Source organism: Alloyangia mangrovi (assembly GCF_002300555.2).
Taxonomy (GTDB): domain Bacteria; phylum Pseudomonadota; class Alphaproteobacteria; order Rhodobacterales; family Rhodobacteraceae; genus Salipiger; species Salipiger mangrovi.
This window is the reverse complement of record NZ_NTHN02000017.1, coordinates 20,828-45,208: the sequence shown is the minus strand read 5'-3', so window position 1 is coordinate 45,208 and position 24,381 is coordinate 20,828. Positions and strand designations below refer to the sequence as shown.

24 protein-coding genes and 2 pseudogenes are annotated in these 24,381 nt (G+C 63.5%); 10 read left to right on the top strand and 16 right to left on the bottom strand.

Translation table 11 applies throughout. The features are described from left to right. Positions 1-287: 287 nt before the first annotated feature. The 6 genes and pseudogenes from CLG85_RS11135 to CLG85_RS11110 form a co-directional block, all read right to left on the bottom strand. Positions 288-866, bottom strand: a pseudogene (locus CLG85_RS11135) (NAD(P)-dependent oxidoreductase). Further along, complete coding sequence (locus CLG85_RS11130) at positions 820-960, bottom strand: hypothetical protein (RefSeq protein ID WP_176476501.1); 141 nt, start codon at positions 958-960, stop codon at positions 820-822. The pseudogene CLG85_RS11135 and the gene CLG85_RS11130 overlap by 47 nt, the downstream one beginning before the upstream one ends. A gap of 12 nt (positions 961-972) precedes the next feature. Next, positions 973-1,203: a Rossmann-fold NAD(P)-binding domain-containing protein gene (locus tag CLG85_RS11125; protein WP_141244462.1), complete on the bottom strand. Its 231-nt coding sequence runs from the start codon at positions 1,201-1,203 to the stop codon at positions 973-975. Positions 1,204-1,210: 7 nt separating this feature from the next. Continuing rightward, entirely contained in the window at positions 1,211-1,351 is a 141-nt protein-coding gene (locus CLG85_RS11120) for a hypothetical protein (RefSeq protein WP_235865324.1), read from the bottom strand. 26 nt (positions 1,352-1,377) lie between these two features. After that, on the bottom strand, positions 1,378-1,485 hold the full coding sequence (locus tag CLG85_RS11115) for a dihydroxy-acid dehydratase domain-containing protein (protein ID WP_235865323.1): 108 nt from the start codon (positions 1,483-1,485) through the stop codon (positions 1,378-1,380). 108 nt (positions 1,486-1,593) lie between these two features. After that, entirely contained in the window at positions 1,594-2,529 is a 936-nt protein-coding gene (locus CLG85_RS11110) for a LysR family transcriptional regulator (RefSeq protein WP_260348890.1), read from the bottom strand. Between the two features lie 166 nt (positions 2,530-2,695). Here CLG85_RS11110 and dcuC point away from each other — a divergent pair, with 166 nt between their 5' ends. From dcuC to CLG85_RS11065, 9 genes and pseudogenes are all read left to right on the top strand, one after another. Next, on the top strand, positions 2,696-4,066 hold the full coding sequence (gene dcuC / locus CLG85_RS11105) for a C4-dicarboxylate transporter DcuC (protein ID WP_095881252.1): 1,371 nt from the start codon (positions 2,696-2,698) through the stop codon (positions 4,064-4,066). A 62-nt stretch (positions 4,067-4,128) separates the two neighbouring features. Beyond that, complete coding sequence (locus CLG85_RS11100) at positions 4,129-5,265, top strand: M20 family metallopeptidase (RefSeq protein ID WP_095881251.1); 1,137 nt, start codon at positions 4,129-4,131, stop codon at positions 5,263-5,265. An 802-nt stretch (positions 5,266-6,067) separates the two neighbouring features. Further along, a complete protein-coding gene (gene dgoD / locus CLG85_RS11095; RefSeq protein WP_095881250.1) occupies positions 6,068-7,237 on the top strand; it encodes a galactonate dehydratase in 1,170 nt (389 codons plus the stop codon). 5 nt (positions 7,238-7,242) lie between these two features. Then, positions 7,243-8,004: an SDR family oxidoreductase gene (locus CLG85_RS11090; RefSeq protein WP_095881249.1), complete on the top strand. Its 762-nt coding sequence runs from the start codon at positions 7,243-7,245 to the stop codon at positions 8,002-8,004. A gap of 23 nt (positions 8,005-8,027) precedes the next feature. After that, positions 8,028-8,996, top strand: a complete 969-nt coding sequence (locus CLG85_RS11085; protein ID WP_095881248.1) for a substrate-binding domain-containing protein — start codon at positions 8,028-8,030, stop codon at positions 8,994-8,996. A gap of 59 nt (positions 8,997-9,055) precedes the next feature. Then, positions 9,056-9,472, top strand: a pseudogene (locus CLG85_RS11080) (ATP-binding cassette domain-containing protein); the annotation flags it as partial. Between the two features lie 76 nt (positions 9,473-9,548). Then, a complete protein-coding gene (locus CLG85_RS11075) occupies positions 9,549-10,595 on the top strand; it encodes a sugar ABC transporter ATP-binding protein (RefSeq protein WP_260348889.1) in 1,047 nt (348 codons plus the stop codon). Further along, positions 10,592-11,581: an ABC transporter permease gene (locus CLG85_RS11070; RefSeq protein ID WP_095881246.1), complete on the top strand. Its 990-nt coding sequence runs from the start codon at positions 10,592-10,594 to the stop codon at positions 11,579-11,581. Before CLG85_RS11075 ends, CLG85_RS11070 begins: the two co-directional genes overlap by 4 nt. 7 nt (positions 11,582-11,588) lie before the next feature. Beyond that, the gene (locus CLG85_RS11065) at positions 11,589-12,341 is read left to right on the top strand and encodes a FadR/GntR family transcriptional regulator (protein WP_141244461.1); all 753 of its coding nucleotides are present in this window, start codon (positions 11,589-11,591) and stop codon (positions 12,339-12,341) included. A 238-nt stretch (positions 12,342-12,579) separates the two neighbouring features. Here the strand turns inward: CLG85_RS11065 and CLG85_RS11060 are convergent, their stop codons facing one another. The 7 genes from CLG85_RS11060 to CLG85_RS11030 all read right to left on the bottom strand — a co-directional run bounded on the left by CLG85_RS11060 (position 12,580) and on the right by CLG85_RS11030 (position 20,658). Further along, the gene (locus tag CLG85_RS11060) at positions 12,580-13,362 is read right to left on the bottom strand and encodes an SDR family oxidoreductase (RefSeq protein WP_095881244.1); all 783 of its coding nucleotides are present in this window, start codon (positions 13,360-13,362) and stop codon (positions 12,580-12,582) included. 13 nt (positions 13,363-13,375) lie between these two features. Continuing rightward, the gene (dgoD, locus tag CLG85_RS11055) at positions 13,376-14,524 is read right to left on the bottom strand and encodes a galactonate dehydratase (RefSeq protein ID WP_095881243.1); all 1,149 of its coding nucleotides are present in this window, start codon (positions 14,522-14,524) and stop codon (positions 13,376-13,378) included. Next, positions 14,521-16,164 carry a GMC family oxidoreductase gene (locus CLG85_RS11050; RefSeq protein ID WP_095881242.1) on the bottom strand — a complete coding sequence of 548 codons (1,644 nt, stop codon included), beginning with the start codon at positions 16,162-16,164 and terminating at the stop codon, positions 14,521-14,523. Before CLG85_RS11050 ends, dgoD (CLG85_RS11055) begins: the two co-directional genes overlap by 4 nt. 9 nt (positions 16,165-16,173) lie before the next feature. Then, entirely contained in the window at positions 16,174-17,049 is an 876-nt protein-coding gene (locus tag CLG85_RS11045; RefSeq protein WP_095881241.1) for an aldose 1-epimerase, read from the bottom strand. Position 17,050: 1 nt separating this feature from the next. Continuing rightward, the gene (locus tag CLG85_RS11040) at positions 17,051-18,001 is read right to left on the bottom strand and encodes an ABC transporter permease (RefSeq protein WP_217989707.1); all 951 of its coding nucleotides are present in this window, start codon (positions 17,999-18,001) and stop codon (positions 17,051-17,053) included. Positions 18,002-18,066: 65 nt separating this feature from the next. Then, complete coding sequence (locus CLG85_RS11035; RefSeq protein WP_095881239.1) at positions 18,067-19,590, bottom strand: sugar ABC transporter ATP-binding protein; 1,524 nt, start codon at positions 19,588-19,590, stop codon at positions 18,067-18,069. Between the two features lie 102 nt (positions 19,591-19,692). Continuing rightward, the gene (locus tag CLG85_RS11030; protein ID WP_095881238.1) at positions 19,693-20,658 is read right to left on the bottom strand and encodes a substrate-binding domain-containing protein; all 966 of its coding nucleotides are present in this window, start codon (positions 20,656-20,658) and stop codon (positions 19,693-19,695) included. Positions 20,659-20,839: 181 nt separating this feature from the next. Between CLG85_RS11030 and CLG85_RS11025 the strand changes: the two genes are divergently transcribed. Next, positions 20,840-21,565, top strand: coding sequence for a FadR/GntR family transcriptional regulator (locus tag CLG85_RS11025; RefSeq protein ID WP_095881237.1), 726 nt, complete (start codon positions 20,840-20,842; stop codon positions 21,563-21,565). An 18-nt stretch (positions 21,566-21,583) separates the two neighbouring features. Here the strand turns inward: CLG85_RS11025 and CLG85_RS11020 are convergent, their stop codons facing one another. The 3 genes from CLG85_RS11020 to CLG85_RS11010 are packed head-to-tail and all read right to left on the bottom strand — an operon-like array spanning position 21,584 to position 23,974. Further along, complete coding sequence (locus CLG85_RS11020; RefSeq protein ID WP_260348888.1) at positions 21,584-22,441, bottom strand: SMP-30/gluconolactonase/LRE family protein; 858 nt, start codon at positions 22,439-22,441, stop codon at positions 21,584-21,586. Further along, positions 22,438-23,070: a 2-dehydro-3-deoxy-6-phosphogalactonate aldolase gene (locus CLG85_RS11015; protein WP_095881235.1), complete on the bottom strand. Its 633-nt coding sequence runs from the start codon at positions 23,068-23,070 to the stop codon at positions 22,438-22,440. The genes CLG85_RS11020 and CLG85_RS11015 overlap by 4 nt, the downstream gene beginning before the upstream one ends. A gap of 1 nt (position 23,071) precedes the next feature. After that, positions 23,072-23,974, bottom strand: a complete 903-nt coding sequence (locus CLG85_RS11010; protein ID WP_095881234.1) for a 2-dehydro-3-deoxygalactonokinase — start codon at positions 23,972-23,974, stop codon at positions 23,072-23,074. Positions 23,975-24,381 lie beyond the last annotated feature (407 nt).

Below are 24,381 nucleotides of genomic sequence, written 5' to 3'. Positions count from 1 at the left end.
CGGCAGGACAGCGCTCAGCTGCATCTACGAAAGTCTGTTCGGACGCGCGCGTTAGGTTCACTCACGGGAGGATGGCACCATGAGCGAACGACACACGTCGAGGAGATTGAGCAGGTCAAGGCGGCGAGCCGATCATCGGGCTCTACCCGCAGGTCGACGAAGAGAAATACGTGCCGCTCTTCCCGGTCTGGCGCGCGATGAAGGGTCGCTGAGCCGCCTTCCTGCCCCCGAAGCAGACGAGCCCACAGCATCGATGCGAGCGCTTTCGCCTCCAGTGCCCGGACGTCTCAGGTGACCTGATCCGGAACCTTGCCGCCGCTGAACCAGGCATCGAGGCTGTCCAGAACCCGGTCGCCCATCGCCCGGCGGGTGACTTCGGTTGCCGAGCCCACATGCGGCAGCAACACCTTGTTCTGCAGCTCGATCAGCGCCTGCGGCACCTGCGGCTCGTATTCGAACACAGCCAGCCCAGCCGCGCCGGGTTTGCCCGTCGACAGCGCCGCGATGAGCGCGGCTTCATCCACCACGGACCCGCGCACGACGTTGACCAGGATGCTCTGCGGCCCCAGCGCCTCGATCACCTTTGCATCGATGAGGCCCGCGGTCTCGGCGCCGCCCGGCACGATCACCACCAGCGCGTCGCAGACCTCGGCAAGCGCCAGCGCATCGGGCTAGTGGGCAAGTGGGCAAGTGGGCAGATCGCGCGGCCTGCGGGTGCAATAGGCGACCTCGAGCTTCATCGCGGTGATCCTCTCGGCAATCGCCTGCCCGATCCGGCCGAGCCCGAGCGGGCCGATCCTCCACCCCGCAGCGAGAAGGTCAGCGGATAGGGCTTTGCGGGCAGTGCCCGGCGCGCAGGTAGGCAGCGGCCTGCGGCAGCTGCCGCGACGTGGCGATCAGCAGGCCGAGCGCAAAGTCGGCAACCTCTTCGGTCAGCACGTCGGGCGTGTTGGTCACCACGATCCCGCGCGCCTACGCCGCGGCCACGTCGATGCTGTGGTAGCCGAGGCCGAACTTCGCGGTGATTTCCAGAGCGGGGAAGCGATCCATCAGCCTGGCATCGACCTTGCCGGTGCAAGCGACGGCCATGGCCCGCACCTCGCCGTCGCGGCCGGTCAGATCGGGTCCGGTGAGCTGGTATCTGTCGAGGCGTCCCTCGCTGGTGGCGAAGGCGCGGGGCATGTAGAGCATGGGCCTGTTCATGGTCACTTCAGAAAATGTCGGGGTCACCCGCGGCGCGGCCAAAGTAGCGCTCGAGGAAATCGAAGTCGCAGCCCTTGTCGGCCTGCGTGACGTGGCGCGAGAATATGTAGCCCCAGCCCGTTCGAAGCGCGGCTCCGGCGGCGTCCATGCGGCCTTGCGGCGGGCGATCTCTTCCTAGTCGACCAGCATGTCGAGGCTGCGGTTGGGCAGGTCGAGCCGCACGATGTCGTCGATCTTCAGCAGCGCCAGTGGCCCGCCGACGAAGCTCTCGGGAGGCAGCACCGCTCAGGGAAACGGGCTCGGCCTTTCCATCATCTAAACCATCTCCGGCTGCTGCGACAGACATCTGCGCATCGTGTCTCCGCGCCTTAGGGCATGCTATTGGGAACCTCAGCCCCCCCGCTCGATAGAGACAATCGAGCCGGAGGCGGCGCACAATTGCGCGCACTCACGTATCCTGTTTCTCAGGAATTCGGTGAGAAGATCGACCAACGGATTTGGCTCGTCATCGCGGTGACGGATGATACCGAATTTGACCCAAGTTTGTGGGAGCAGAGGCCTACTAGTCACAACGCGATCGTCTGTAGCGAAGGTGGATAACCTATCCAGGATCGTCAGTCCTGCTCCTTCGGCGACAAGTTGCTGCGCCATGCCTGAGGTTGTGGCAAGTATTTCATGTTCGATCCGAATGCCCTGAGTATCAAAAAGCACATCCGTCTGCCGCCGCAGCATCTGACCGGGGTGGTTCTGGATTAGCACGTAGCTGGTCAGATCCTGTAGTGTGACCTCGCCCTTCGCTGCCAAGGGGTGTCCTACCGGCATCAAAACCTCAAGCGCCGCGCGCGCAAGCGGCACGCTGGTCGCCGTTGCAACGCTGATCGGGACATTCCCGAAACTCATGTCGTATTCTCGCCCCGCGATCCAGCTCTCGAGCTCGCGCCGCGACCTCACATCCAGCGACACCTTGACGTCAGGATGCGCCTCCGAGAAACGCGCAATAGCTGGCGCGACGACGGACAGCGAGGTGCGCGGCATGCTGACGACCCTGAAGATCTTGCTCCGACGGTTCCGAATTTCTTCCGCAATCGCAGGGAGCTCGCGGACTCCTGCCAAGATTCGACCTGCCTCACGTGCAAACTCCTGACCATGATCTGTCAGGCTCAGGCTACGACCCTCCCTTCGGAACAGCTTCAATTTCAGCTCAGCTTCCAGAACAGAAATCAGACGACTGACAGCCGGCTGGCTCAGGTTCATAGCTTTGGCTGCCCCGGTCACGGAGCCCTCACTTATGACCGCAGAGAAGGCGTGCAAGGCGCGAAGGTTCATAGCTCATCCATCAGATAATTCGATTCTACCATAACAGATATGCATAAATGTCATACTTATAGTCTGCTAGGGCTTCCTGACCACAGAATCTGGACAGCGCGCAACTCCCGTTGCGCTGCGCAAGGCCCGCCGAACAGGGTCGGATTCACAACGACAGGAAGAAAATATGCTCGGGTTCATCATTGGCCTGGCGGTGACGCTTGCGGCCGCTTGGCTCATCATCAAGAAATTTCAAGCTCACACAGTCCTGCTTCTGGCGGGTATGCTGTTGCTCGCCTTGACGCTGGTCGTGCAGCCGGAAACTTCGATCCTCTACAAAAAGTCTGAGTCTACCGGCCTCTCGCTCCTCGATATCTTCGACTACTTCAGCGACAACCTCGCTGGCCGCATCGCAGGGCTTGGCCTGATCATCATGTCAGCGGGCGGCTTCGCGAAGTACATGAACCATATCGGCGCTACCGACGCGATGGTGAACATGGCGATCCGTCCGCTGGGGCGGCTCAAGGCGCCCTATCTCGTCCTCGCCTTGGGCTATGTCGTCGGACAGGTCCTCAACATTTTCATTCCCTCCGCCTCGGGTCTTGCGATGCTGCTGCTGGGCACATTCTTCCCGACCCTGGTTCGGCTTGGCGTGAGCCCTGCGGCAGCCGCGACGATGATCGGCATGACCTCGGTGCTCGACCTCGGTCCTGGCTCCGCCAACGCAAACCTCGCGGCCACGACCGCTGACCTCGATGTGGCGATCTACTTCAGCCAGTATCAGGTCCCAACTGCCCTCGTGACGATCCCCGTGATAGCTATCCTCACCTATTTCACCGCACGGTATTTCGACAAGCGCGCGGGCCATGTGGCGGAGCAAGAGGCAAACGCCAATGCAAGCACGGCCGAGAAGGTCGACGTGCCCGCATTTTACGCGCTGCTCCCGCTGGTGCCGCTGACCTTTATCCTGATCTTCTCCAAGCTGCTCATCAGCTGGATCAGCGTCAGCGTGGTGACCGCCATGTTTATGGGTGCGCTCCTTGGCTTGGTCTGCGAGTTCTTCCGCAAAGGTGATCCGCGCCAGGTCTCCAAGGACTTCATGGCCTTCTTCGATGGCATGGGGGGCATGTTCTCGCGCATTGTCTCGCTCGTTGTCTGCGCCGAAGTCTTCGCAGCAGGCCTGACAACCATCGGCATGGTCGGTTTCATGATCGATCTAGCTCAAGGTGCTGGCTTCGGCCTCACGGCGATGACGGTCCTGATGTGCATCCTAGTGATCCTCGTCACCATCGTGACCGGTTCCGGCAACGCGGCGTTCTTCTCCTTCGGCCACATGGCACCGGCCCTTGCCGGCGGCCTGGGCGCATCGCCCGTGCTGATGCTGCTGCCCATGCAGCTCATCGCGGGCCTGGGCCGCTCCCTGTCCCCGGTGGCAGGTGTGATCATCGCCGTCAGTGACGCGGGGCAATGCAGCCCGATGGAGATCGTGCGCCGCGGCGCCATCCCCCTCGCAGGCGGCATCGTCGCCGTGATGCTCAGTGCAGTGATCTTCACCTGACGAGCAGCGCTGCCCCCGATACCCGGGGGCAGCGTATCCCCAATTCACGAAAGGGACACCCAATGAACACTTTCGGGTTTGATCTGACAAGCTACCTCTCGGACCTGGAATTCCTGGTGAACATCGACAGCGGCAGCTATGATCGCGAGGGCGTCTGCAAAATCTCCGGTTTTTTCGCCGCGGAGTTCGCCAAGCTCGGCTGGTCCAGCCGCGAGGTCCATGTCCATGACGATCTCGCGCCCTGCCTTGAGGTCTTCAGCCCTGGCTGCGGCGACACGATCGACTACCTTCTTCTGGCGCATGCGGACACCGTCTTCCCCAAGGGCACAGCGGCCGAGCGCCCATTTTCGACGAAGGACGGGCGCGCCTACGGTCCCGGGGTGATGGACATGAAGTCCGGGGCGCTCTTCGCGCTCTACCTCGCGCGAGCCTACCATACCGCCGGAAAGGTGCCGCCTTCGATCTGCGTTGCCGTGAACAGTCACGAGGAGATCGGCTCGCGTCATGCCCGCAGCTGGATCGAGGACCTGGCCAGACGCACTCGCCGAGCCCTTGTGCTCGAGCCCGCACGATCCAACGGCGATCTTGTTATCGCCCGTAAGGGATCATGCCGGTATACGTTCACCTTCAACGGCAAGGCCGCCCATTCAGGGGTCGACCCGCAAAACGGGGCCAGCGCGATCAACGAACTCGCCCATTGGACCCTCGAGTTGCACAAGCTGACCGACTTCGTTCAGGGCATGAATCTCAATGTCGGTCTCATTGAAGGTGGAACCTCGGTGAATGCCGTGGCCGACGCGGCGCGAGCAGAGCTGGATGTGCGGATCTCCACGCAAGAGCAGGCAGACGCGGTTCGTCGCCGGATCGACGAGTTGCAGTCCAGCCCCTCTACCGCAGGTGTGACCGTCGATGTGAGCGGAGGAATGACCCGCCCGCCCATGCCTGCCTCCGAAGCCAATCGAGACCTCGCCACAGTTTTCGACGAGGCTGCTCTCGGGTTGGGGATGAAGATAGGATGGCAGCATACCGGGGGAGGATCCGACGGGAACTTCACGGCCGCCTTGGGAGTTCCGACCGTCGACGGTGTTGGACCAGTCGGTGGCGCCGCGCACAGCAGGGACGAGTACCTTGAGATCGCCAGTATCTCTGAGCGTTTCGCCCTACTTATGGCTGTTGTTGGGAAGTCCAACCAGAACTGATCCGACAACCAAGGGCTTAGGGCAGAATGCTTGAAAGTCCCATGAAAAGTGACCCCCCGCCCGAAGGCGGGGGCCCGGGTCACCCGAGGGAGATCCCCGTGAAGACCCAATTCAGTCCCTTCGTGAAGCTGGCGCGCAACGCATGCCGCAACACCGGGTTGTCAACATCGAGTCACATGAAAGTCGCTTCTGCGCGAAGACTATGGCGGAACTGGCTGCTGAGTACGGCTAGAAGAAGAACCTGATGATTGACGCCACCTACCTAAGGGATCTCCGAACGGCGTCCTGCGCGATCATCGCACTTCCGGTCATCGAAGAGGTTAGGGCCCTGGGGTGGCCGGATACCTTCTCACAGCCATTTGAGGAGCGAAATGTCACAGGCGGTATCGCCTAGGTCGGAAATGAGAACCTCAGGGTTGCCTTGTGCCAGGCGGCCACGGTCACGTTGAACCGGCGGCGCAGCAATACACTCCGGACATAGCCATCCCATGTTGCCAGATGCCGCGGCGCGACTGGGCGATGGTTGCTCTGGCTCGCCGCATTGCCGTCTTTCTGCATCTCTTCTGGGTCTACGAAATAATCTTAAGGTGGAAGCTGCGCCGTCCACACGAATCTGACGGATTCGTCAGTCTGTATCGCAGACCGACGAGGCCCCAAAGGGACGCGGACCCAGCAATCTCGTGGTCAGGACCGTTGCCAGCCACGCTGAGCACGGCAATTCATCCCGAGCCTGAGCGCGCTTCATCTCTCTTGATTAAATTTTTGCGGTCATTAATTATACTACAATAAGGGAGGATTCGTAGTGCATATAACCAAGATTTCGGCCGTCGTATGCAATGCCGAGATGCGCAACTGGGTATTCGTTCGCGTCGAAACCGACGTACCCGGCCTCATCGGCTGGGGCGAAGCGACATTGGAATGGAAGACAAGGGCCGTCGTCGGAGCCATAGAAGACATCCAGCCCTTGTTGGTCGGGCAGGACCCTCGCGACATCGAGCAGTGCTACCAGATCATGACGCGACACAGCTTCTGGCGGATGGGCGTCATTGGCATGTCCGCGATAAGCGGCATCGAAATCGCGCTTTGGGACATCCTGGGGAAGTCCCTCGACACACCGGTGTGGCGCCTTCTTGGCGGTCAGGTACGTGACCACCTGAGGACCTACACTCACCTCGGCATGGGCAACATGAGCTCGGTATACGAAACCGGTGCAGACGAGCTGGCCGAACGCGGACGTGCGGTTGTCCAGGCCGGCTACAGCGCAGTAAAAGTCGTATCGATCCCCTACACCCACTACATCGCCCCAAACCGGGCTATCGACCAAGTCGGAGAATCCATGGATGCCCTGCGCTCCGCGGTGGGCCCTGACATTGACATCATGGTGGACTTCCACGGCAGACCGGCCTCCGCCTCCCTAGCGCGTGAATTCCTCAAGGTTCTGGAGCCATCTCGGATCCTCTTCGCGGAAGAGCCGGTGCCGCCGGAAAACCTTGATGCACTGGCGGAGCTCACAAGGACCTCTCCGATTACGATCGCCGCAGGCGAGCGGATTGTGGGTCGCGCTGGGTTCGATGCGGCGCTGAAAGCCGGCGCTTTCCACATCGCCCAACCTGATATCGTGCATGCTGGCGGGCTCTGGGAAACAAAGAAAATTGCGGCAATGTGCGAAACCGCCGGGATCGGCGTGGCTCCCCACAACCCGCTTGGCCCGATCGCAGGGATCGCCGCGCTGCACTTCGGCATCTCGACCCCGAACCATATCATTCAGGAAGAGATGGTGGGCGCCGTGCCTTGGTACGACAGCGTTGTTGAATGGCCCATCGACAAGATCCCCGGACGTTGGGATCGACCGGATAAGCCGGGTCTAGGCCTCGAGGTCAATGAGAAGGAAATTGCCGATCATCCCTTCCGGCAAGAAGTCCTTCACACGCGCAACGCGGTCCTCGCCGACGGCACCGTCGTGGATTGGTGAGACGTATGCCCGGACGCCTTCATGACAAAATCGCTCTCGTAACCGGTGCTGGCCAGGGCATTGGCGCTGCGATAGCTCGTGCCTTCGCAAATGAAGGCGCCCAAGTGATTGTCGCGGACATCAACGAGGCGACGGGACGAGCGACCGCCGAGGAGTTCTCTGGCCTGTTCTGTCGTTGCGATGTCACCAACCAGGGCGACATCGACGCAACTGTCGCAGCTGCAATGGAAAAGTTCGGCCGTATCGATATTCTAGTGAACAATGCGGGGGCCAATGTTTTCCACCGCCCACACGAGATGCCGCGGAATGAATGGGCCCGCTGCATGGCACTGGATTTGGAAGCCTGCTGGGCCATGATCGAGGCCGTGCTTCCAGGCATGCGGGACCGGCGCGAAGGTGCAGTCGTCAATATCGCCAGCACGCATGGCTTCAAGATCATTCCACACACCTTCCCGTACCCGGTTGCAAAGCACGGGCTGATCGGGCTGACCCGGTCTCTAGGGGTCGAATACGCCGCCGAAGGAATCCGGGTGAACGCCATCGCGCCCGGCTACATCGATACGGAGATCGCACAGGCCTACTGGAACGATTTCGAGGACCCGGTCGCGGAACGTCGCAAGGCTGAGGATCTGCACCCGCCCCGGCGCATCGGGCAACCGGAAGAAGTGGCCATGACCGCCGTCTTCCTGGCCTCGGACGAAGCGCCTTTCATCAATGCGGAGACCATTGTGATCGATGGAGGGCGCTCCGCGATCTATCACGACTGACTTGGTAAATGGGAGGAGAAACCATGAAAAAACTGACATCTGCCGCAAGCGCCATTGGTGCGCTGCTGCTGCCGCTTGCGGCACAAGCTCAAGATTTGAAAATCGGCTACATTAACAAGATGGGTGACCACCCCTGGTTCGTTGCCGAGGTCGCGGGCGCAAGTGAGGCCGCAAAGGCCGGCGGTGCCGAATTCGTCAGCCAAGACGTCCAGTTCAACGCTGACCTGGCTATCACCACGCTCGACACCATGATCGGCGATGGAGTCGATGGTATCGCCATTGTCGTGCCTGATCGGGCCCTCGGACCGGTCGTAGCGGCCCGCGCGGCGCAAGCGGGAATCCCGCTGGTCGCCGTCGATGACGACATCCAGGACGAGAACGGTAATCCCGTCCCCTACGTCGGCCTGAACGCATTTGCCATTGGCGAAAGCGTAGGAGCGGAACTGGCCAACTTCTACAAGGCCGCGGGCTGGGACAAAAGCTCCGTCGGCATCGTATCCATCGAGGACCGCAAAGCCGACACCTGCATGCAGCGCAACGGTGGCGCGGAGAAGGCACTTTTGGAGAACTCCGACCTAACCGAGGACCAGATCGTCCGCGCGGCCTATGACAACACCATGGTCAACGCGATCGACGTCATGACCACGACCCTGACGGCCAATCCCCAATACGAGAACTGGATCTTCTACGCCTGCAACGACGACGGCGTATTGGGCGCCGCCCGCGCAATGGAGAACTCCAGCTATCCGGCGGACGCAGGCATCGGGATCGGGATCGACGGGAGCCGCGCTTGCGACGCCTTCGGGAATGGTCGCGCGTCGGCCTACAAAGGCACAATGTGGCTCAACTCCGCCAACCATGGGCGCGATGCTGTGAACATCCTGCTCGCTGCCATCAAAGACGGGACCGAACTGCCAAAAGAGACCTTCTCGGACCCCGAGTTCATCACGATGGACAACTTCGGCGGCTACCAGGCGCAGCTCTGCAACTGAACTGCACGGCCGGGCAGTTATGACTGGCCGGCCCCGACCCAAAGGGACGGGAGGAAACAATGACCACGCCATTTCTCAGGACGGAAGGGCTGACCAAGCATTTCGGCCCGGTCCGCGCCTTGACAGATATCTCGATCGACGTTCACGCTGGGCAAGTCCTTGCGCTTGTCGGCGAAAACGGGGCAGGAAAATCAACACTGATGCGCCTGCTCGAAGGTGTCTTTGCTCCGACACGGGGCAGGATTTACATTGACGGGCAGGAAATGCGGTTCTCCCAACCGAAGGAGGCCCATGCCGCCGGGATCCGCGTCATCCACCAGGAACCTGAGATCGTACCGGATCTCACCGTGGCAGAGAACATTTTCGCCGGTGCCTTGCCCCGCCGTGGCCGGTACTTCCTCGACTGGTCGACGCTCTTAACCGAAACGACCAGGCTTCTGAAGACCTTTGGCATGGCCAGTGAGCTTCATCCGCGGCAGCTGTGCAGCGGCCTCGGCCCGGCGCAGCGCCAGATGATCGAAATCATGCGCGCAGTACAAGCCGGGGGGGCGGATGATTGCCTTCGACGAGCCCACATCCTCGCTAACCGAGGAGGAGACGCGCCGCCTTTTCAAGATCATCCGGCGGCTGAAGGCAGATGGCGTCGGCATCATTTATATCTCACACCGTCTACCGGAAATTATCGCGCTTGCCGACCGCGTGGTGGTCCTTCGCGACGGCACCTTGGTCGACGACCTTCCGGCCGAGGGCGTGACGGAACAGCAGATCACCCGCATGATGGTGGGCCGACCGCTGTCTGAGATGTTCCCGCATCGCGATCCCGCCACCGGCGATGTCGTGCTTAAGGTTCAGGGCATGACAACAGAGTACGTCCATGACGTGTCCTTCGAGCTTCGCCGCGGGGAAGTCTTGGGCATCGGCGGCCTGATCGGCGCCGGCCGATCCGAAGTGGCCAAGGGTATCTTCGGCTTTCACCGTCGCTCGTCCGGAACAGTCTTGATCGACGGCGTCGAGTTGCCTTCAGGCAATACGGCAGCCGCGATCACGGCTGGAATCGGTTTCGCGCCGGAGGATCGCAAGGACGAGGCGCTGCTGCTCATGCAGACGATCCTCGAAAACGCGGTACTCTGCGTACCTCAGAAGGTCTCAAACGGCGGCTTCTTCAGCCGATCCAAAGCCTTGAACCTGATATCCGGCATCTCCAGCCAGATGCGCCTCAAGGCGGCATCGCTCGACGCGCCGATCACTTCGCTGTCGGGGGGCAATCAGCAGAAAGTTGTCCTGACGCGCTGGCTGGCGTGCGACCTCAAGGTTCTGATTCTGGACGAACCGACCCGCGGCATCGACGTAGGGGCCAAGTCCGAGATTTATGACCTGATCCGCAAACTGACCGACGAACAGGGTCTCGGCGTGATCGTCATCTCTTCCGAGATGCCGGAACTTCTGGGCCTCTCGGACCGGGTGCTCGTCATGTCCGACGGACGGGTCCGGGCACATTTTAACCGCAGTGAAGCAACCGAGGAAGCCGTTATGCAGGCGGCCATTCCCCACGGGCAATCCTTTGACGGTGCCCTCCAACACGAAGGAGCCGGCGCATGACCGCCCAGACCGCAACCTCCGAAAAGGCTGGATTCTCCATGCACCGAACGATCGAGCGTATCGGCATCCACAACCTGAGCCTTCTGGTCGCCCTGGTCGGGCTACTGCTGATCTTTGGAATCTTGCGCGGCGACGTTTTCTTCTCCACTCGGAATCTGCTCAACATCGGCATGGGTGTGGCCATCCTCGGGGTACTCGCGATTTCGCAGACCGGCGTCATCGTCTCCGGCGGCCTGGACATCTCAGTCGGCTCGATTGTTGGCCTGACCACGGTGGCAACCGCGATGACCATTCAGTCGACCGAAGCTGCGGGAATGGGCATCCTAGCCGGTGTCATGATCGGCGCGCTGGCCGGCCTGATGAATGGGATTTTGGTGACCTATGGGCGCATCAACGCTGTGATTGTAACGCTCGGCACCATGGCGATCTTCCGCGGCATTGCCTTCATCCTGTCCGATGGCCAGTCCATCTCGATATTCAACGACTCCTTCCGCTGGATTGGAACGGGGCGGATCATCGGCCTGCCCGTGCCGCTGTGGATTCTCGTCGCAGTTGCCATCGGCTTTTACATCTTCATGCACAAAAGCATTGTCGGACGGAACTACTATGCCATTGGCGGCAATCCGATCGTCGCGCGCCTTTCCGGCCTTAACATTCCGCGTTATAGGGTGGCCATCTACGTGGTATCCGGTGTCATGGCGGGCGTCGGTGGCATCCTTCTTGCCGCGCGGACCGGTTCCGGACAACCGATCTCAGGTTCCGACGGGCTCGAACTCGAGGCGATCACCGCGGCCTTCCTTGGCGGATGCGCCATGCAGGGCGGTCGCGGGACAGTAATTGGGGCACTCTTGGGCGTCGCTATCATCGGTGTTCTGAACAACGGTATGATTCTGACGGCAGTTCCGACCTTCTACCAAATGCTTGCCAAGGGCACCCTTCTAATACTCGCGGTCTTCCTGGCAGAATACCGCCTTAACAAGAGCTAAGGTGAACATGGCTGACATCCGACAGAGAGCGCTGCGACCCGGATCCCCGCGACAGCGGGAAATCGTAACCAGTACGCTGGCCCGTCGCATCCTTTCAGGCGAATTCGCGCCCGGCAGCCGCTTGCCCACAGAAGCGGAACTCGGCTTGGAGATGGATGTCAGCCGCACTGCCCTGCGCGAAAGCGTCAGGATGCTTGCCGGCAAGGGGCTGATCGAGAGCCGACCGCGGATCGGCACCGTCGTTCTGCCTCAGGAACAATGGAACCACTTAGACAGCGACATTCTTGCTTGGCGGGAATCCCTGCCGCCCGATGTGGGTTTCATCCGGTCACTGACCGAGGCACGGCAGGTCATAGAGCCGGCCGCGGCCGAAATGGCGGCACGCCGGGCAGACGGTACCGACCTCGGACGAATACAGGCGGCCTACGACCGGATGTGCGCCAGTGTCGACGGTGACCTCGAAGAAAAAGTCGATGCCGATGAGGCTTTCCATGTCGCGATCCTTATCGCCTCGAAGAACGATATTTTCGCCAACTTCGGCACAGTCACAGGTTCTGCCCTCCGCATGAGCTTCAGGATGACGACCCGAGCCTCGGAGAACTTTTCCGCGACGCTCGAAAAACACGGCGCTGTATTGGAAGCGATCCGCATGCGCCAAGCCGATCAGTCGCGAAAGCTGATGTCCGACCTGATCAATGTAGCGGCGCGCGATCTCGCCCGCGCCCAGACCAGCGATGCAGAAACCCTGACCAACTGTTAGGCGCGGCTCAATTGAACATGGCACGTGATTGAAGTGTGGTCCCAAATGCTACGTCTCGTCCTCGATCCAGCGACAGAAGCAGCGGTCCATGCCCATTCCTCTGACCTGCCCCGCAAAGTCAGCCGCGTTGCTGGGTGCTGCGGATGCAACTCGTAAGACGCTGCGCAACCAGCCCCTTCCCTTAGTATCCCGTCACCACAAGAAAACACTCCGTCGTCGGCGTCAAAATAATATGTCGTTACCCATGCTGGCGCACGCTCAGACCACCATCGATCGTCAGGCAAGTGGCATTCATGAAGGGGCATTCGTCCGACACCATGAACACGGCCGCGCTGGCGATCTCCGAAGGTTCGGCGATACGGCCGGACGGGTGCAGCGTCATCGTTTCAGCTCGCGCTGCCTCGGGGTCGGGAGCATCGTTCCACCAGTCGATCACCTTCTGGGTCGCGACATAGCCTGGCGCGATGGCGTTCACACGCACGCCCTTGTCTGCGTATTCCAGCCCGAGCGACCTGGTCATGCCAAGCAACGCGTGTTTCGCCACCGGGTAGGGGAATGTCTGCGGAATAATTGTGAAGGCATGGGTCGAGGCGATGTTGACGATCGCCCCGCCGCCGCCCTCGATCATCCCGGGCAGAACTGCGCGGCAGGAGTTCCAGGCGCCTTCAAGGTTGATCCCGAAACAGCGTCGCCACTCGTCCTCACTGGTTTCCAGCGGGTCGTGGAAGACATTCACCCCGGCGTTGTTGATGAGCCCGTCGAAGCTGCCGATCTCCGCCGCACCTTGCGAAAACACCCGCGCCACATCGGCACCGCGCGAGATGTCCAGCTCTGCTGCGGCGAACCGCGCCGCAGGGTAGTCAGTCGACAACCGCGCCGCGACCGACGTGACGCCTTCTGCATCGAGGTCCAGAAGATACAGCGACGCCCCCTCGCGGGCGCAGGCGTCGGCAATCGCCGCACCGATGCCCTGCGCCGCGCCGGTGATGGCGATCCTGCGTCCGTCGAGCCTGCCTGTCATCGTTCCGGCCTCCTTACCATTCCGCGACCGAGCCGTCGGCGTGTCGCCACAGAGGATTGCGCCAGCGATGGCCGGTCTCGGCGGCACGCTGCACCGCGGCCTCGTCGATGTCCACACCCAGCCCCGGCCCCTGCGGGATCGCGACGCTGCCGTCCTGGTATCGGAACACCGACGGGTCCACGAGGTAATCGAGGATGTCGCTGCCCGAATTGTAGTGGATGCCGAGGCTCTGTTCCTGAATGAAGGCATTGTGGCTCACCGCATCGATTTGCAGACAGGCGGCCAATGCGATCGGCCCCAGCGGGCAATGCGGCGCCAACGCCACGTCGTAAGCCTCGGCCATCGTCGCGATCTTGCGGCATTCGGTGATGCCACCGGCATGGCTGACGTCGGGCTGGATGATGTCGACGCAGCGGGTCTCGAACACCCGCTTGAAATCCCAGCGCGAGTAGAGCCGCTCGCCAAGCGCGATCGGGGTTGACGACCCCCGGACCACCTCGGGGATGCTCTCAAGCTGATCCGACAGCAGCGGCTCTTCGATGAACATCAGCCGGAAGGGTTCCAACTCGCGGATCAGCACCTTGGCCATCGGACGCTGCACCCTGCCATGAAAGTCGACGCCGATGCCCACATGCGGGCCGACCGCCTCGCGCACGGCGGCGACATTGGCGACAATCTCGTCAACCTTGGCGTAGCTGTCGACGATCTGCATTTCCTCGGCGCCGTTCATTTTCAGCGCGGTGAAGCCACGAGCAACCGCGTCGCTGGCGTTCTGCGCGACATCCGCCGGGCGATCGCCGCCGATCCACGAATAAACCTTGATGCTGTCGCGGCACTGCCCGCCCATCAGCTGGTGCACCGGCTGACCGAGCGCCTTGCCCTTGATGTCCCAAAGCGCCTGATCGATGCCGGCGATGGCGCTCATCAGGATCGGGCCACCGCGATAGAAGCCGCCGCGGTAGAGCGCCTGCCAATGATCCTCGATGAAGGCCGGGTCGCGGCCAATCAGGTAGTCGGCCATCTCGTGCACACAGGTCTCGACGGTGTGGGCCTTGCCCTCCACCACCGGCTCGCCCCAGCCGCAGATACCCTCGTCTGTCTCGATCTTCAGAAATAGCCAGCGCGGCGGCACGATAAAGGTCTTGAGAGCGGTGATCTTCATGCTGGTTCCGTTTTCCGCCGTTGGGGCGCTGCGAGTATGCGTTCGACGGCGCGCGAGGCAGAGGCCATCACCGCGGCATTTGTGTTGCCCGACACGATGTTGGGCATGAGCGAGGCGTCGATCACCCGAAGCCCCTCGGTGCCGCGCACCCGCAGGTCGGCATCGAGCACGGCCATCGGGTCGGCGTCATGGCCCATGCGGGCGGTGCCAACCGGGTGGTAGCCGGTTTTCACCGTGCGTCGGCAATGCGTCGCGAGGGCCTCGTCCGAGGTCACATCCGCGCCGGGGAAAATCTCGCGCTCGATTAGCTCGCGCATCGGCGTGGCGTCAAGGATCGTGCGGGCAAAACGCAGCCCTTCGATGGTGCGGTCGAGGTCTTCCTGTTCGGCGAAGATCTGCGTATCGACCACCGGCATGGCATCGGGATCAGCCGAGCGCAGCCGCACCCGGCCCCGCGATTTGGGCCGCAGCAGCAGTGAGTTGATGGTCACGCCGTGGCCCGGATCCGCGCCCATGACGTCGCGGTCGAGGTAGACCGTGGGCACGCAGAACATCTGGATCGTTGGCCGCGCATTGTCGCCGCGCGGATCGAGGAAGGCGCAGGTCTCAACACCGGTGGTGGTCACCGGACCGGATTTGAACAGCAGGTACTGAATCCCTGCCTTGAGCATCTTCAGCCCGCGGTCCTGACCGTAATAGCCATAGGCGCCGTTGGTGGTGGCGACGACCGGACATTCGTAGTGGTCCTGCAGGTTTTCGCCCACGCCCGGCAGGGCGATGCGGGTGGCGATGCCATGTGGCTCCAGCGCTGCCTCGCCGCCGATACCCGACAGCATGAGCAGCTTAGGCGTCTGATATGCCCCGGCGGCGAGAAGCACCTCGCGCCCGTGCGCGGTCTGGGCCGCACTGCCGCTGCGGTAGGCGACGCCGACGGCTCGGCTGCCCTCGAAGACGATCTTATCCACCAGCGCGCCAGTGATGACCGTCAGGTTTGCCGCCCCTCGCCGCGGTTTGAGGAAAGCGTCATCTGCCGAGCAGCGTCGCCGCGTTTTCCAGTCCAGAGTATGCTGCATCAGGCCGACACCATGCAGCGTGCCGTCGTTGAAATCGGGCGTGTAGGGAATGCCCATGTCCTGCAGCGTCTTCATGTAGGCGCGGGTCATCTCGCTGGTGTGACCGAGATGCGAGACCTTCAGCGGCCCCGAGGTGCCATGCGCCGCGCCGCCGAGGCTGTCGTTGTCCTCCTGCGCCACGTAATGCGGCAGCAGCGCGTCCCAGCCCCAGCCTGGATCGCTGTTGCCAGCACCGCGCAGCGCCGCGTTCCAATCCTCGTAGTCCCCCGGCTGGCCGCGCATATAGACCATCGCGTTGACGGCGCTGCCGCCGCCCAGAACCTTGCCCTGCGGCACGATCGGCCCGCGCCCGTCCAGCAGCGGCTGCGGCTCGGTCTGATGCATCGCGAGGTAGGTGTCCTTGGCGAGGAACTTCATGTAGCCCGCCGGGAAATGCATGATCGGATTGGTGCGGGCGCCGCCGCGTTCCAACAGCAGCACCTCGGCCCCGGCGTCGACAAGCCCTGCCGCCGTCACGAGACCGGCGGAGCCACCACCGACGATGATATAGTCATAAGCCTTCGCCATAGCGGGTCCTCACAGGCTCCGTGGGGTCAGCACCACGCCGCCGCTCAGGGTCTCGCCGGGCTCCAGCACCCGCAGACCGCCGAGGTCGGGCATATTGTGCCCGTCGGCGAGGTGGCTCATCGGCTCGAGCGCGAAGAAGTCGCGCTTGTAGCTTGGATCGAAACTGGTGTCTGACACGAACAGGAACATCGCGTCGAACAGCGGATCGGCGGCGATCTCCAGCGCGGCGCCCCGCTCGGGCCAACAAATTTCGGCCCGCCCGGACCAGCTCTCAAAGCCGTTGTTCACCCAGCGGTGCGGCAGCGGCGCCGGCTGCGAAAAGTCGAGATCCGCCGGCACCGGGCCGGGCGCGCCGGGCAACCAGCCCTCTTCTTCCGACCACATCGGGCCGCTCCGGGTTTGCAGCACGGTCTGCGGGGTCATCGGGAAATAGGGATGCCAGCCGAGGCCGAAGGGCATCGGGCGCGCGCCCGCGTTTGTTACCGAGAGCTGCATCTCGAAGGCGCCGTCGCGCAGCGCGAATTTCTGCTCGGCGCGATAGCTGTAGGGCAGCGCGCTGCCGTCATGGGTGTGCGCCAGAACCACCGCATCGCCGCTGGCCTGCTCTACGCTCCACTCCGAGAGCCAACCCTCCCCGTGCAGATAATGGGCGTCCCACTCGGTGTTCGGGGTCAGCGTGAAGCGACGGCCATCGAAGTCGAAGCCGTTGCCGCGGATGCGGTTGCCGAAGGGAACGAGCGGGTAGCAGCCGCTGTCGATCGCCGCCGCGTCGTCCGCCGCAGGCCGCAGGAGCGGCACCTCGCCCCGGTCGAGCCGGAGGATGCTGCCGCCACGGGTGGAAACCCGTGCCGACAGATCGCCGTTGGAAAGCAAGATGATGGTCATGTCAGCCCTTCTTCGCCGCGCCGCGCTTGATCGCGTAGATATTGGCAAGAACCGCCGCGACGATGATGATGCCGCGCACCACTTCCTGGATGAAAGCGTTGATACCGAGCAGGATCAGACCGTTGCCGATCAGCGTGATGACCAGCACCCCGAGCAGCGTGCCCAGCATCGAGCCCCGCCCGCCCGAAAGCGCGGTGCCGCCGACAACCACCGCCGCGATCACATCGAACTCGAGCCCCGAGGCGGCAGTGGCGTTGCCCGACCCGAGACGCGCGAGCAGCAGCATGCCCGAAATCGCCGCCATCATGCCCGCCAGCACGAAAATCGTGACGCGGATGCGGCGCACGTTGATGCCCGACAGGAAAGCCGCCTGCGCATTGCCACCCACCGCAAAAACCGAGCGGCCAAAGGCGGTGCGCTTGCTGACGAACCAGAAGACGGCGAAGAGCACGATCATAATGATCGCCGCCGGCGGCAGGCCAAAGATCGGACGGTCGAGCATGTCGACAATATCGTTGCGGCCGATCGACACCGGCAGCGCATCGGTGAAGTAAAGCGACAGCCCACGCAGTGCCGACCACAGACCCAGCGTCGCCACGAAGGACGGCACGTCGAAATAGGCCCGCAGCACCCCGGCGATGGAGCCAAGCAGTCCGCCGAGCACGATCGCCAGCACGAAGGCGCCGACGGTCGGCACGCCCCATTGGATCAGATAGGCCAGGATCACCGAGATGAAGGCGACCATCGGACCGGTCGAAACGTCGATGTCGCCGGCGATAATGATCAGCGTCGCGGCCCATGCGGCGATACCGATGGTGGCCGCGTCGCGCAGGATGTTGGTCTGGTTGTAGAACGACAGGAACCCATCGGCGGTCAGGCCGAAGATGATGTAAAGAAGCACGATCGCCGCAAAGAGGCTGAGCTCGTTCATGTGCTTGCCAAGTCGGGACATCGGGGAACGGCCTCCGGTTGCGGACGGGTTTGTGGTGGCTTCGGTCATATTGGAAACTCCGGTAGTCAGGCCGCGTCGGACGCCAGGCAGGCCGCGAAGATCGCGTCCTGATGGATGTCCGGGGCCGCCATTTCCTCGGCGATGCGCCCTTCGCGCAGCACCAGAACTCGGTCGCAGACCAGCGGCAGCTCCTCGATCTCGGAGGAGACGAAAAGCACCGCCTTGCCCTCGGCGGCGAGCTCGCGGACGATCTGATAGATTTGCGCCTTGGCCTCGACGTCCACGCCGCGCGTCGGCTCGTCGAGCAGCAGCACCCGGCTGCCGGCGTGCACCCAGCGGCCAATGACAACCTTTTGCTGGTTGCCCCCCGAAAGCGTCGAGATGGCGCTGTCAGTACGGGCAGTCTTGACGTGCAGGCGCTCGATCACCCGGCGCGTCGCCTCGGCGATCAGCCCCGGTTGCAGCACACCACTGCGGGTTACGCTGCTCCAGTCGGTGGCGATGGTGTTCTCGTCGACCCCCAGCAGCGGCACAATGCCGGCGTCCTTGCGGCTTTCGGGGGTGAAGCCGAACCCAAGGCCCTTCATCTTGCGGAAATGGCGCCCGGAGATCGGTTTGCCGTCGACGCTCACGCTGCCGCCCGAGGCCGGACGCACGCCCATGATCGCCTCGAGGATCTCGGTCCGGCCCGAGCCAAGCAGCCCGGCGATGCCCAGCACCTGGCCAGCGCGCAACGAGAAGCTGACGTCGGCGATCTTGGGGTGTACCGAAAGCGCATCGACGCGCAGGATTTCCGGGCCCGGCTGGGCCGGAACCACCGCGGCGTGCTCTTTGCCGCTGGCCCCCAGCATCAGGCGGACGATTTCCTGTGTGTCGGCGCCCTCGACGTCGACGGTCTCGATGATCCGGCCGTCGCGCATCACGGTGACGCTGTCGGCGATCTGGCGGATCTCGTTCATCCGGTGGCTCACGTAGACCACGGCGATCCCGGCGGCAGAGATACGGTCGACCGCGGCCAGCACCTTGCGCGCCTCGGCATCGGCCAGCGACGAGGTCGGCTCATCAAGGATGACCATGCGCGGCTTGCCGGGCAAAACGCGGGCGATCTCAACCAACTGGCGCTCGGCGGGAGAAAGGCTCGAGACGGGTTGGTCCGGGTCAATGTCGAGCCCGAGGCTGTCGAGCGCCTCCCGTGCTTCTTGGTGCAGCGCGGTCATGTCGATCATGCCGCCGCGTCCGGGCCAGCGGCCAAGAAAAAGGTTCTCGGCCACAGACATATCGGGCACGAGGCTAAGCTCTTGATAGACCACCCGCACGCCGTGGCCATAGGCTTCGGCGGCCCGTTGTGCGCCGCTGGCAGAAAGCGGTGTGTCATCGATGGTGACGGTGCCGGTGTCGGGCTCTTCGGCGCCGGTCAGCAGCCGGATCAGCGTGGACTTGCCCGCGCCGTTCTTGCCCAGAAGCGCGCGGACCTGTCCTTCGCGCAACTCGAAGTCGGCGCTGTCGAGCGCCAGAACGCCGGGATAGCGTTTGGTGCAGCCCTCGAGCCTGGCGATGACCGGACGGTCCTTGGGAATGGGGTGTTTCATGGGCTCTCCTCTCTGCGACCGCGTGGGTCGCCCGGCAGGGCCGCGCGGGGCGCCCCTGCCAATTCCTCCGGCAGCGCGGGGCAGGCCCCGCAGCTCATAAGATCAGGGGATGCCGTCGGGATGCGCCTGAAGCCAGGCCGCACCGCCCTCCGAGGTGTCATAAAGGGCGATCTCGGCAGGGGCCTGGATCTCGCCATCGGTCTCGCCGGCGATGGCCTTGACGGCCTCGGCAAAGGCGAGCCGGCCCATGCCCTGCCCCGAGATGTCGACAACGCCCTTGATGACGTCGAAATCTTCGAGCTCGCGGGCGATCTCGGTGGTCATGTCGCCGCCGAAGACGACAACGTCGCCAACCCGGCCCTGCGAGCGCACCGCCCGTGCCGCACCCAGCGTCGCGCCACCCGCCTCGCCGAAGATCGCATCAAGATCATCCAGCGACGACAGCATGGTCGAAGCGACCGACACGGCGTTGTCGAGGATAGCGCCCTCTTGGTTGGCCACGATCTGGTAGCCCGGCACCTTTTCGCCAAGCGCCGCCTCAAAGCCTTCGCGGCGGGTGATGCAGACCTCGACGAACTCGCAGTTCAGCACCGCGATCTTGGGCTCTTCGATACCGGCCTCGATGAAGTAGTCAGCGGCGGCATCGCCCAGCTTGGCGCCGAACTCATACGGATCGCCGACGGCATAGGCCGAGACGAAGTCCTGCTGATCGGCCTCGGACAGGCAGGTGTTGTAGCACACCACGGGGATGCCCGCGTCATGCGCGCGGCGGATCGCCCGGAACGAGCCATCTGCCGAAACCGGCGAGACGATGATCGCCTCGACCCCGGCGGAGATCAGCGAGTCGATGAACGAGCTTTCCTTGCTGACGTCACCCTGCGCATTGGTTTCAATGATTTCGAGATCGCGCTGCGCCTCGCTTGCGGCGTCTTGGATGCCCTTGCGAACGCCGGCGTAAAAGCCTTGCGCGTCCATATAGATCGCACCGACCTTGAGCGCATCCTGCGCGGCCACGGGTGCCGCGACGACAAGCGAAGCCGCGACCATCGCGGCGGTAAGTGATTTCATGGTTTCCTCCCAACGAATCCTCACGTCTCAGGATATAATAGTAGGTATCCCATCCGTAAATAGTATTTATTAACCTCATTTGTCGTATACAGTCGAAAGGCGCCGCGCTAAAGTGCGGTGCACCCAAAAGTTGAAGGAGCCAAAGACCGTGGAAGGTTCAAAGCCAGCCAGCACATCCCTCATGACCCTTTCGGCCGACGCTGGCCGTCAGGGCCGGCGCGTGATGTCGAATTGCCTGCGGGAATTCGTCAACGCGGTGGTGTCGGGCGATCTTCCAGAAGGCTCCACCCTGCCGAGCGAGGCCGAACTCATGGCCCGCTTCGGGGTCAGCCGCACCACCCTGCGCGAGACCATGCAGCACATGGTGGCGCAGGGGCTGATCCGCTCCCGGCCCCGCGCTGGCACCACTGTCATGCCGCGCGAACAATGGAACATGCTCGATCCCGTGGTTCTCGACTCGGCGCTGGCCCATGCGGACGATTTTGCCTTCTACAACGCGTTGATCGAGGCGCGCGAAGTGCTGGAACCCGCCGCCGCCGCAGCAGCCGCCGCCAGCGCAGACAACCGCGCCCTGATGGAGATCACCCGCCATTTCGAGGCCATGCGCACCTCTGGCGGACGCGACGAAGAAGCGTGGAGTCAGGCCGACCTCGGCTTTCACACGGCAATCATCGAGGCCAGCGGCAACTGGGTCTTCGCGCAGTTCGGCATCGCCATCCGCGCCGCGCTGCTGGCCAGTTTCCGCAAGACCAATCGCGCCAGCCAATCCTTCGAGGAGGCATTGGCGATGCACGGGCGGGTGCTCGAGGCGATCCGCATGCGCAAGCCGGAGGAGGCGCGCGCCACCATGCAGGCGCTGCTTGGGCACGCGCGGCACGACATGGAAACCGTGCACCCCCGGCCCTGACCCGGTTCGCGATCCGCTTCAGATGATCAGGTCGGGCGCCTGAAGGCCGGGTACCGCAAGCGGCGCAAGGTGGGTCAGCCCGTCGGCCTCGCCGCCCCGATCCAAGCCGAGCGCCGCTGTGGTAATCAGCAGGCGGTCGGCCTTCGGCCCAACGAAGGCCGGGCAGCTCGGCTGCGACGCCGGCAATCCGATCCGCGCCACATCCACCCCTTCCGGGCTGTAGCGTACCACGGATGCGCTGCCCCAGACCGCCACCCAGAGGCAGCCCTCTGCGTCCACCACCGCGCCATCGGGACCACCGTCGAAACGGTCGCGCCAGATCTGCGGGGCCCCGGTCGGCAGGCCGGTTGCGCGGTCGAGCGGGACGCGGAAGATCGTGCCCTTCGCGGTATCGGCGAAATAGCCAAGCGCGCCATCGGGCGAAAAGCAGATCGCGTTGGTGATGGTGATGCCATCGAACAGCCGGGTCAGCACCCCGGCGCGGTAGTGCCATATTGTGCCTGCACCAGGCTGCGCATCCCAGCCCATCGTACCCAGCCACATCGCGCCGCACGGATGCACCCGCGCATCGTTGCTGCGGGTCTCTGGATCGTCCGCTTCGATGGCCTGCAGCGGGGTGAGCGCGCCGCTGGCGACATCGCGCAGCACCAGCCCCGTTTCGGTGAACAGCGCCTGTCGCCGTGCATCGACCCGCGCCAACGCCGACGCGGCGAAGGGCAGCGCATGTACGCGCGAGAGCCCTTGGGAAAAACTGTATTCATGCAGCGCCCGCCCGGTGATGTCGAACCACCAGGCGGTATCGGTGTGCGGATCGTAGGTCGGCCCCTCCCCCAGTTCGCAGCGCGGATGATCCAGCGCGGTGACGGCTTCGCTCATGCCCCGGCCCCCTGATCGTAGGCCGCGACGGTGCGCCGCGCGCGCTCGGCCACATCCGCCGCGCTCATCCCCGGCTTGTAGAGGCTCGAGCCCATCCCGAAGGCCGAGACCCCAGCGGTGCGATAGGCCTCGAAGCTGGTCTCGTCGACCCCGCCGACGGCGCCGATGACGGTCTGCGGCGGCAGCACTGCGCGCATTGCCGCAATGCCCGACGGGCCGATCACCGCCGCCGGGAAGAATTTCAGCGCGGACGCGCCGTGGCGCAGCGCCAAAAAGGCCTCGGTCGGCGTCAGCACGCCGGGCATCGACACAAGACCCAGCTCGGCGGCCGCATCCAGCACCTCGGCATCGACGTTGGGGCTGACCAGCAGCCGCCCGCCAACCTCTGACAGGCGGCGCACGTCGGCGGCGGTCAACACGGTCCCGGCACCGATCAGCACCCCCTCGGGGGCCATCCGCGCAGCCCGACCGATGGACTCGAAAGGATCAGGGGAATTCAGCGGAATTTCAATCGCCTCGAAACCGGCCTCGATCAGCGCCGCGACGATGGGCTCAACCTCTTCGGGGCGCACACCGCGCAGGATCGCAACGAGGTTGCGGGTCAGTCTGGGCCAGGGGCTCATGCTCATGTCAGTCTCTCCAGATGTCTTGCGCGGCCCGGATCAGGCCATTGCGGGTCACCTCTTCGCCGTCGCGGAGGTGCACGTCGAACCCTGCGGCCCGCAGGGCCGTGTCATAGGCTTGCGCCATCGCGCCGCCTGCGATCAGGGTGATCTTGCCGGGCCCGTGTTGCGCCCGCGCCGCGGCACACTCGGCGCCGATCAACAGCCCCGAAAGCCGCGCCCGCGACGAGGCCGCTTGTCCGGCCCCAAGAACAACCGAGGCGCGCAGCCCAAAGAACGCCTGCCAGACCCGCACGGGATCGGCCAGCGCCTCGTCCACCGCAGTGCGGAAATCGGAGGCATCCCACGCCTCATCAAGCGTCTTGGCCAGAATGCTGTGCTGCGAGACGACCTCGAAGAGCTCGCCGGTCATATAGGTGGTGAAGCCGGTCAGCCTGTCTTCGTCCAGAGCCACCCACTTTGAATGGGTGCCGGGCAGGCAGACCAGCGGGGTCTGCGCGCCGCCGCGCAGCCCGAGGATTTGCGTTTCCTCGCCACGCATCACGTCGGGCGTAGGGCTCCGCGTTGAGACGCCGGGCAGGATCCGCACGTCCCGCTCTGGCAGATCGACCCGGCAGGCACCGGCCCCGAGCTCCGCGAGCCCGAGCGGCGCCTCGAGATAGCCAGCCTCCTGCCAACCGCCGGCAGCCCCGGCCATGCCGCAGATCAGCACTGGCACACCCGGCGGCACCGAGAGCTTTTCGAGCCCCTCGGCGAGCACCTGCGGGTAGTCGGCGGGCGCAAGGAACTTCATCCCACGCGGGTCGGTCACAGGGGCGGATATCTCAGTTCCCCCGGACCAGGCCCACATCCTCAGCTTGCTTGTGCCCCAGTCCGCAAGGACCGCGCGCACGGCAGACGTCTCGTGCATGTCAGACTCTCCCCAATCGTCTGACACCGCGATACGCGATTGCCGCGCATTATTGTAGTATTTTTTTCTTTATTTATACTATCTATAACGTATCTGTACTTTAGGCGAAGTGCGCCCGCGGTGCGCATTCGTGCGAGGCACGCAGTCGGAGCGACGGCCGAAGCGAACCTGTGGATATAGTTCGCAAGCAATACTGGACCCTGAAACTCGTGGTCTCCCCGATTGCGAAAAAGTGACGCCCGACGGCGCTTTCTCTGCCGCCCTTTCCCTCGACGCAGCCAATAGTGCGCCATCCAAGCTCCAGAGACGAAAGCGGGCAATCCACGTACTGATATCTAGCCTGGCGAGCCACCATGCTCGAAGGTCGAGTCCAGCTAGGCTGGCCATACTAGTGCGTGCACGGCGAC